A 7,739-nucleotide genomic window follows, 5' to 3' on the forward strand; every position below is an offset into this window, starting at 1 on the left:
CTGCCAGCGCGGTGGTGCAGTTCAAGCGCCACTTGACCAAATCAACCGGATACACACCGTGCTCGCGGCACCAGGCGCTCTTAGCGGCCTCGTTCATCGCAGCTGTAGTGATCACGGCCTCAAGCCGGGCACCCGCAGACCAGGGCCGAGCTCGGGCAGGTCTGGTTTGTGCTTCTTCGCGCCAACGCTCCAGGGTTGCCTCGCTCACGCCCATCTCGCGCGAGACCACCTGCAGCGGTGCGCTCTCCGGTGGCAGCAACTTGGCTACCGCTTTGTCTCTGAATGCTTGTCCATATCGAGCCATTTTGTTCTTTCATCGCCGCCCCCAGGTTCTAGGTTCTATCGAGGCGACAACTAGTCTGACACAAGGGGGGTGGTCTTGGGTACGCCGTCCAAAGTACTGATGGGCGCAACAACAGCAGAGGCGTTTGAGCTTGTGGGACTGACGCAGGCGGTAAAGGACTTGAGGGCGGGGTTGCCAAGTGCTACAAAAAATAGTGGGAATGTGGCTGTAGCCAAGGTGGATATTCCGGGGTTACCGAGTCAGATAGCAGCTTCGAGTCAGGTAGAGATAGCGGGTAATGGTGTCGTTGGAGAAGGCGGAAAGAACTTCATCGCACTTAAGAATGTTGGTGGAAAATCCATCCCACGTGAAACCGACTCCGAATACAAAATCCTTGACAACATTGCGGACAAGTTGGGCAATAACCCGAATGCAACAGGTACGATCAGGATCGTTACAGAACGGCCTGCCTGCGAAAGTTGCTTGGACGTGGCAGACCAATTCAGGGCGCGATATCCGAATATTAATTTACAGATATTTGATAACAATGGGATCGTTTTTTTACCTAAAAAAACGTACGTTTCACCATTTTTTGATCCCGCAAACGTTGGGAGTAAAAAATGATGGAGGTAATGATTCAAGAAATGTATGTTCCGGACAGTGCATACGATCAACGACAACCATACCAACTCATTTATCTTGCGTTACTAGAAAATTATCGAACATTTTGCAGGCACAAGCTATCCATCTTATTCAGCAAAACCTCACCGATTAGAAAGGGCTGGCTACCTAACGAACAAGAGTTGGATTGGTCATATGAACAAGTCGAATTTAGTTTTTCCTATCCCATTGAAGAACTTATGCTTGAAATTGCCAACCTCATACTCGATGGAGGACGCAGTTTTGATAATGAGAATTGGATGAATTACCACCGAGAAAAAATTCAAAAGATTCTACAAAAAAATGACTTAAGCACGATGCTTTTCGAACTGCCGCAGCCCGAGCGTGAATACTTTGAATATGACCTGCGCTTGCTTAAACCACTGGGGCTGTTTGGTAATTGGGAATGACATAGCCAATAACGTCGGTATCGGCTTCACCGTGGGCAGTCGTATGCAAAGCGTGGACAGCCAAGGCCAAAGCACCACGGCAGCAGGCAGCACCGTGGGCAGCACGGGCGGTAACGTGAGCATCACCGCAGGCAAGACCTACACGCAAACAGGCAGTGATGTGATCACGCCAAAAGGAGACATCGACATCACCGCCAAGACAGTGGACATCCAAGAAGCCCGCGAAACCGGCAGCCAAAGCACCGAACAAAAGTTCAAGCAAAGCGGCCTGACGCTGGCCATCACCAGCCCTGTCCTCTCAGCTTTGCAAACGGCCAACAACCAGTTGCAAGCGGCAGGCAACACCAGCAGCGGCCGCATGCAAGCCCTGGCGGCAGCCAATGCGGGATTCAACCTCAAGCAAGGCGCGGATGCTGTTCAAGCGGGTCAAGACGATGCCAATGGCATGGTGAAAAACGCAGACGGCAAGATGGTCGAAGGCAACGCTGCAGACAAAGCAGGCGGCATCGGCATCAGCCTGAGCCTGGGCGCATCCAGCAGCCAAAGCCAACAACAAAGCAGCGCCGACAGCGCCAAGGGCAGCAAGGTCAACGCGGGCGGCAACGTGACCATCACGGCCACAGGCGCTGGCAAAGACAGCGACATCACCGTGCAAGGCAGCAAGGTCCAAGCCGGTAAAACCGTCACCCTCAAAGCCGATGACCAAGTGAACTTGCTGGCCGCGCAAAACACCACCAGCGAGAGCAGCAGCAACCAAAGCAAGAGCGGCAGCGTGGGCGTTGCCATGCAGTTGGGCGCAGGCGGTGGCGGCATGGGCTTCACGGCCAGTGCCAGCCAAGCCACAGGCCAAGGCGCGGGCAACGGTGTCACGTTCACCAACACGCAAGTGGCGGGCAATGCGGTGAACATCGAATCAGGCGGGGACACCAACCTCAAAGGCGCAGTGGTCCAAGGCGATCAAGTCACGGCCAAGGTGGGTGGCAACCTCAACATTGAAAGCCTGCAAGACAAGAGCCAATACAAAGAAAGCAGCAAGAGCGCAGGCGGCGCCATCATGGTGGGCGCAGGTGTCAGCGGCAGCGCGAACCTGGCCAAGAGCAGCATCAACAGCGACTACCTGAGCGTGGGTGAACAAAGCGCCATCCGCGCAGGCGACGGCGGCTTCCAAGTCAACGTGCAAGGCAAGACCACCCTGACGGGCGGGCAAATCACCAGCACCCAAGCGGCCATCGACAACAACAAAAACAGCTACGAAGCCAAGCAAGGCACCACCACCACCGACCTCAACAACAGTGCCAGCTACAGCGCCAACAGCATCAGCATTGGTGTTGGCACTGGTTCCCTGCCTGGACAGGGCTCAAAACTGAGCGGAGCAGGATTTGGCACTGACAGTGGTCAGGCCAACTCAACCACCACGGCGGGCATCAGCGGCGCTGCGGGCAATACCAATGCCAGAACTGGAGACAAGGGAACCGGTCTGAAAGCGATTTTTGACAAAGACAAGACGCAAAAGGAGGTGGCTGCACAAGTAGCGATCACCAATGAGTTTGGGAAACAAGCTATTCCAGTGGCCGCCAAAACGGCAGATCAGAAAGCCATTGATCTGCGTCGCCAAGGCAACGAAGAAGAAGCTGCGAAATGGGATGAAGGCGGCGTCTACCGCACAAGCCTGTACACGGCTCTCGGGGGCTCAACTGGTGGGGCTGCTGGTGCAACGGGTGCCGCTGTGAATGCCACCGTGATACCAGCGTTGGGCGAAGAAATTGCCAAGCTCAACTTGCCAGAGGGCATGAGACAAGTGGTCACACAAGTGGCAAGCATTGCAGTGGGGGCCGCTGCGGGTGGCGGTGCAGGTGTCAGTGCCGCGCTGCCACAGACGGCCTACAACTACGTCAGCCACAGCCCGTTTGCCAATGTGCGCAAAACCGTCAGCCAAGAAAACGCACGACTGATGAACCAGTGTGGTGCCAACTGCACTGAACAAGACTTCAAACGCATCGACCAGCAAATGGCCAAGCTTGAAGTGGCAGGCAATCTTGCAGCCATCAGCCAAAACAGCAAGCTGACCACCGCGCAAGCCTTGCAACTGGGTGAAGCTGTTGCGGCGCTGCTGCCGGTGTATGGCACGCCGATCGCGGCATATCAGGCCATCAGCGGCAAGACTTTGAGCGGCCAAGACCTTACAGCGGCAGAGCGTGTGCTCAACACAGCCGCTGCTGCATTGCCATTGGGAAGTGCAGCCTACAAGCTGGTGACCAACGCGGCCGCTGACATGGCCAAGATGTCAAACAGCATTGGTGTCATCCAGGGCTTCAAGAGTGCAGAAGAAGTCAATGGACTGATGAACTCCTTTAACAAGGCTCCGGCCTGGAAGGAAGGCAGTCAGATCGCCGAGGCCACCTTGCAGCCGGGGACCAAGGTGCAGATGGTGGTGGATAAGACCGCGTTTGACAAGCTCACGCAAGAAGGTCAAATGAACTTTGTTGGAAATTGGGCGACGTTCGACAACATTCCGAATCAAGCATTTGCTCGCAATAATCTAGCCATTACCAACGAGTTCAAAAAGGATGTGGGCTATGTTGTAGAGCTGGAAATTGTCAAGCCTGTGAATGCTCAAATTGGAGTTGTGGGCTCGCAAGGAGGTGCCGCTGGGGGCGCAAACCAGATGAATTTTTTGTTTGAGCAGAGGAGTGGCGGCGAGTTTTTCAAAGTAGTCGGACAGAAGGTGTTGCCATGAAGAAGGTTGTTGATTTTCTAAGACATAACAGTCGCAACGAAGTTCTGCCACTCGAAAACTCAGACTCTCACTACAATGAGTGGCGAAAACAGCACCCTACTGAGTTTGTTTTCGGTCCTATCGTTAAGCACACATGGCAGGTTGATGGTCAGGGCTATGAACGGACCAATCCACGCAACGACGGTTTGGATGTTTTGCCTGACCAATCTGGCTTCCTTCTGTGCGAAAAGTTAGACCGTAACGATAACCTCGTCTTGCTCGACGCCTACGGCCAAGAACACATGCGTTTATCAGTGCCTTGGCAATTGACACGCGACCCACACCCTGAAATGGCTGCATACCCCAGCCACTTTGTGGGATTGACCACCCCTTGGGATAACCCCAAAACGGGACAACAAGGCAAGTTTGCTGTGCTGGCCTGGGTGCAATATGCAGGTGACTACGCCTTTGAGTTGGACTGGAAAACTGGGCAGTTCCTATGGGGCTATTTTCTAGAGCGGGGTTAAGTCATGGATTTCCAAACCCACCGCGCTAAAAAGGTGATCAAGCACTCGCGACGAATGAGAAAACATTGCGCCGCTGCGGGTGGCGGTGCAGGTGTCAGTGCTGCGTTGCCACAGACGGCCTACAACTACGTCAGCCACAGCCCGTTTGCCAATGTGCGCAAAACCGTCAGCCAAGAAAATGCACGACTGATGAACCAGTGTGGTGCCAACTGCACTGAACAAGACTTCAAACGTATCGACCAGCAAATGGCCAAGCTGGAAGTGGCAGGCAATCTTGCGGCCATCAGCCAAAACAGCAAGCTAACTACCGAGCAGGCGTTGCAACTGGGCGAGACGGTAGCGGCGCTGCTGCCGGTTTATGGCACGCCGATTGCGCTGTACCAGGCCATCAGCGGCAAGAGCCTGTCGGGTCAGGACCTGAGCACGGTTGAGCGCTTCTTCAACGGGGCGGCTGCGGCAATTCCGGCAGGCTCGACTGCATATAAGTTGGTGACCGATGCGGCTGTGCAGGCCAAAGTGGCAGCCACATTAACGGCGACAGCTGAGCGGGCCTTGGTGAACTCTGGTGGTGTGGTTGACAAGACAGGCAATGCGTTACTGGACATGAGCAAGCTGACCAATGAACAAAAGCGGGTCATCGGTGAAAACTTGTTTGGTCCGAACACGGTCAAGCAAATCGTGCCCGACGGACAGCAGATCGCACGCTTGCAAGGCCAAGGCAGCAACGGCTTGGATGAGCTTTACAAGGTCAAGCACCCCGATGTGGACTACGTGAATATCGAATACAAGTTTGTGGGCGATCCGAAGAAGGTCGAAATTGATCCCATGAACCCTAACAAGATGGCCGAAAACGGCTCTGATCGACTGGGCAAAACAACCGACGGCAAACAAGGCAGCGTGAGTTGGATGGGGGGATCGAATCGGATTGAGAAGGCGGTGGGATCGTTAGATGAGGCCCGAGCTGTAAAAGCTTCACTCGAATCTGGTCGTGTCGAAAGCTGGGTAGTCACTGTGCGCCCGGATGGCTCAACAGCCGTACAAGTATTGGACGCATTAGGGAAACCTAAACCGATAGATCAATCGAAGATCATTTTTCCGAATGTCAATCTGTCGGGAGCGCAGAAATGATCCGCGCATCGATCGGAGAAAAAAAATACTGGAATACGTGGATAGAAAAGGATGTGCTGTGGCTTAAGGATGTTTCCGAAAAATCAGCACTCCCTTCTAAGAATACGATTTACAGGCCGGAATACGTTTGGGGATCAGCAACCGATCAATGTCGGCTCATGCTACGTCTCTACTCCTCCGGCGCCCCTATCCGAGATTTGGCACAACATTTCCCGGGCCTGCTAGATGCATGGGTGTTGTCAAACCGCCTGAGCGATGAAGTCTGCAAAGAAAACGACTTGCAGACCTGCCGTGACTGGGACTTTTCGCTCACGAATCTGAACCACTACAACTGGTGTTTCTGGCTCGTTGGTTTAGCCTTGGCCTTGGAAATTTCCGAGGATCAATGGCAACGTTTGTTGGCCTTGGTCGGTGGCGAGGGCGAAGACGAGTTGCTGGACCGTGTGATTGCCAGTCGAACGCCTGGTCGTCGCATTGGGGCGGCATTGCTGCATGCCAAGCCCTATGCCCGCCTGCTTAAAGCAGTGAATACCCCATTGGATGTCCAAGCTGCGCAAACATTGACGCAGCGTCTTGGCATCAAACCTTATTCTTTAAATTACAGCCCAAACGCTGTTCCTGGAGATCAGGCCGCTTTATTGCTGAGTTTCGTTGATCACTGGTACGCCGAGCTCAAACGCCCTGCGCCCAAGAACAAAAAAGCGCCAACCCTTGAACCCTTTTGGTACATCTACGGCGACCCAGAAAAACACCCCTTAGAGATGGGCTGCTACTTTGGCCGCTGGTGCATTGAGGCAGTGGCCGCTGTCAAAGCCTTTGGACTGGATGACAGTTTGTGTCTGGGGCACGAGCACTACCCTGGTGATCTTTTGCGCCCCGATGGCCCGAGTACGCATCCGGTCCGCGAAGAGCCCAAGACTGGTTGGCTGGCACGCATGTTTGGCAAGAAGACGTCATGAACGCCCAAACCCACCGTCTCATCTTCAACAAAGCCCGAGGCTGCTTGATGGCTGTTGGTGAAAACGTCAGCAGTAGTGGCCGTGGTGCTTGTTCAGGCGCAAGGCGCAGCAGGCGTGAGTGCAATTCCCGAAGGGCCAAGGTCACAGCCAGTGGCACCCCCGAAACCGTACAAGCCACCGGCGCAGACCCAAGCCGCCAAGAAGCCAGCGACATCACCGTGCAAGGCTCCAGCATCCAAGCAGCGCAGACCTGGTCAATACCAGCAGCGGCACACTCAAAACTGCCACCGGCATCCAGAGCCAATCAGGCAAGGTCACGATCAGCGCAAACACGCTACGCAATCAAGGCCTCCTGGCCGCTGCACAAGACTTGGACATCCAGGCCTGGAGTATTGACAACCAACAAGGCACCCTGGCTGCAGTACAAGGCAATTTGCAACTGTCCACCTCACAAGGCGGTTTGGACAACCGAGATGGGCGTATCCAGCTCGCCAAAGATCTGACATTGACCTTGCAGGGCAACGGCAACAGTTTGCGCAACACGGGCGGAAAAATCCAGTCGATCAGCGGACAGGCACACATCTCTTCAGGCGCGCTGGACAACAGCGCTGGCCTGATCAGTACAGGTGGCGCACTGAATATCGACACCCATGGCCAAACCCTGACCAACCAAGACAGCCACAGCAACGACGGCACGCGTCCACTGGGGCTGATTGCAACGGGCGACCTGCGCATCCAGGCGGCAGACATCAACAACCGCAGCGGCCTCATTCAAACGCAAGGCACCCTCAATGTTCAAGCCAATGACGTGGGCAACAATGCGCCCAACGCCTTGATTTTCAGTGCCAAAGACAGCACCTTGACATTGCGCAATCTGGACAACAACGGCGGCAAAATCCTGGCCGTCGGTGCATTGACCCTCCAGGCCAGCGACACAGTGACCAATACAAAAGGTTTGCTCCGTGCGGGTAGTGAACTGGGCGTGACCTCCTCGCGCATCCAAAACACCCAGAACAGGCGCATCAAGCCGACGATCTGTGACCACGCCACGGATTG

Annotated in this window: 8 protein-coding genes; 7 read left to right on the forward strand and 1 reads right to left on the reverse strand. The window is 54.7% G+C overall.

The genetic code is table 11. The annotated features are described in order from the left end of the window. On the reverse strand, positions 1-304 hold a 304-nt coding region (locus AMM33_RS21525; RefSeq protein ID WP_194945682.1), incomplete at its 3' end, for a transposase. A 75-nt stretch (positions 305-379) separates the two neighbouring features. Between AMM33_RS21525 and AMM33_RS21530 the strand changes: the two genes are divergently transcribed. From AMM33_RS21530 to AMM33_RS22300, 7 genes are all read left to right on the forward strand, one after another. Then, complete coding sequence (locus tag AMM33_RS21530) at positions 380-907, forward strand: deaminase domain-containing protein (protein WP_228768306.1); 528 nt, start codon at positions 380-382, stop codon at positions 905-907. Further along, positions 904-1,353: a hypothetical protein gene (locus AMM33_RS21535; RefSeq protein WP_090143270.1), complete on the forward strand. Its 450-nt coding sequence runs from the start codon at positions 904-906 to the stop codon at positions 1,351-1,353. Before AMM33_RS21530 ends, AMM33_RS21535 begins: the two co-directional genes overlap by 4 nt. A 43-nt stretch (positions 1,354-1,396) precedes the next feature. After that, a complete protein-coding gene (locus AMM33_RS21540; RefSeq protein WP_228768307.1) occupies positions 1,397-4,090 on the forward strand; it encodes a hemagglutinin repeat-containing protein in 2,694 nt (897 codons plus the stop codon). After that, on the forward strand, positions 4,087-4,596 hold the full coding sequence (locus AMM33_RS21545; protein WP_090143274.1) for a hypothetical protein: 510 nt from the start codon (positions 4,087-4,089) through the stop codon (positions 4,594-4,596). Before AMM33_RS21540 ends, AMM33_RS21545 begins: the two co-directional genes overlap by 4 nt. A 54-nt stretch (positions 4,597-4,650) precedes the next feature. Beyond that, positions 4,651-5,724, forward strand: a complete 1,074-nt coding sequence (locus AMM33_RS21550; protein WP_194945684.1) for a hypothetical protein — start codon at positions 4,651-4,653, stop codon at positions 5,722-5,724. Then, on the forward strand, positions 5,721-6,683 hold the full coding sequence (locus AMM33_RS21555) for a PoNe immunity protein domain-containing protein (RefSeq protein WP_090143280.1): 963 nt from the start codon (positions 5,721-5,723) through the stop codon (positions 6,681-6,683). Before AMM33_RS21550 ends, AMM33_RS21555 begins: the two co-directional genes overlap by 4 nt. Before the next feature lie 118 nt (positions 6,684-6,801). Beyond that, the coding region (locus AMM33_RS22300; protein ID WP_194945685.1) for a hypothetical protein at positions 6,802-7,739 on the forward strand (938 nt) is incomplete at its 3' end.

The sequence above is a fragment of the Limnohabitans sp. DM1 genome (genome assembly GCF_001269385.1).
Classification (GTDB): domain Bacteria; phylum Pseudomonadota; class Gammaproteobacteria; order Burkholderiales; family Burkholderiaceae_C; genus Limnohabitans_A.

Coding starts and splice junctions, on each gene's coding strand:
- AMM33_RS21550 (WP_194945684.1), top strand. CDS start 4,651: ATGAGAAAACATTGCGCCGCTGCGGGTGGCGGTGCAGGTGTCAGTGCT.
- AMM33_RS21540 (WP_228768307.1), top strand. CDS start 1,397: ATGCAAAGCGTGGACAGCCAAGGCCAAAGCACCACGGCAGCAGGCAGC.
- AMM33_RS21555 (WP_090143280.1), top strand. CDS start 5,721: ATGATCCGCGCATCGATCGGAGAAAAAAAATACTGGAATACGTGGATA.
- AMM33_RS21535 (WP_090143270.1), top strand. CDS start 904: ATGATGGAGGTAATGATTCAAGAAATGTATGTTCCGGACAGTGCATAC.
- AMM33_RS21545 (WP_090143274.1), top strand. CDS start 4,087: ATGAAGAAGGTTGTTGATTTTCTAAGACATAACAGTCGCAACGAAGTT.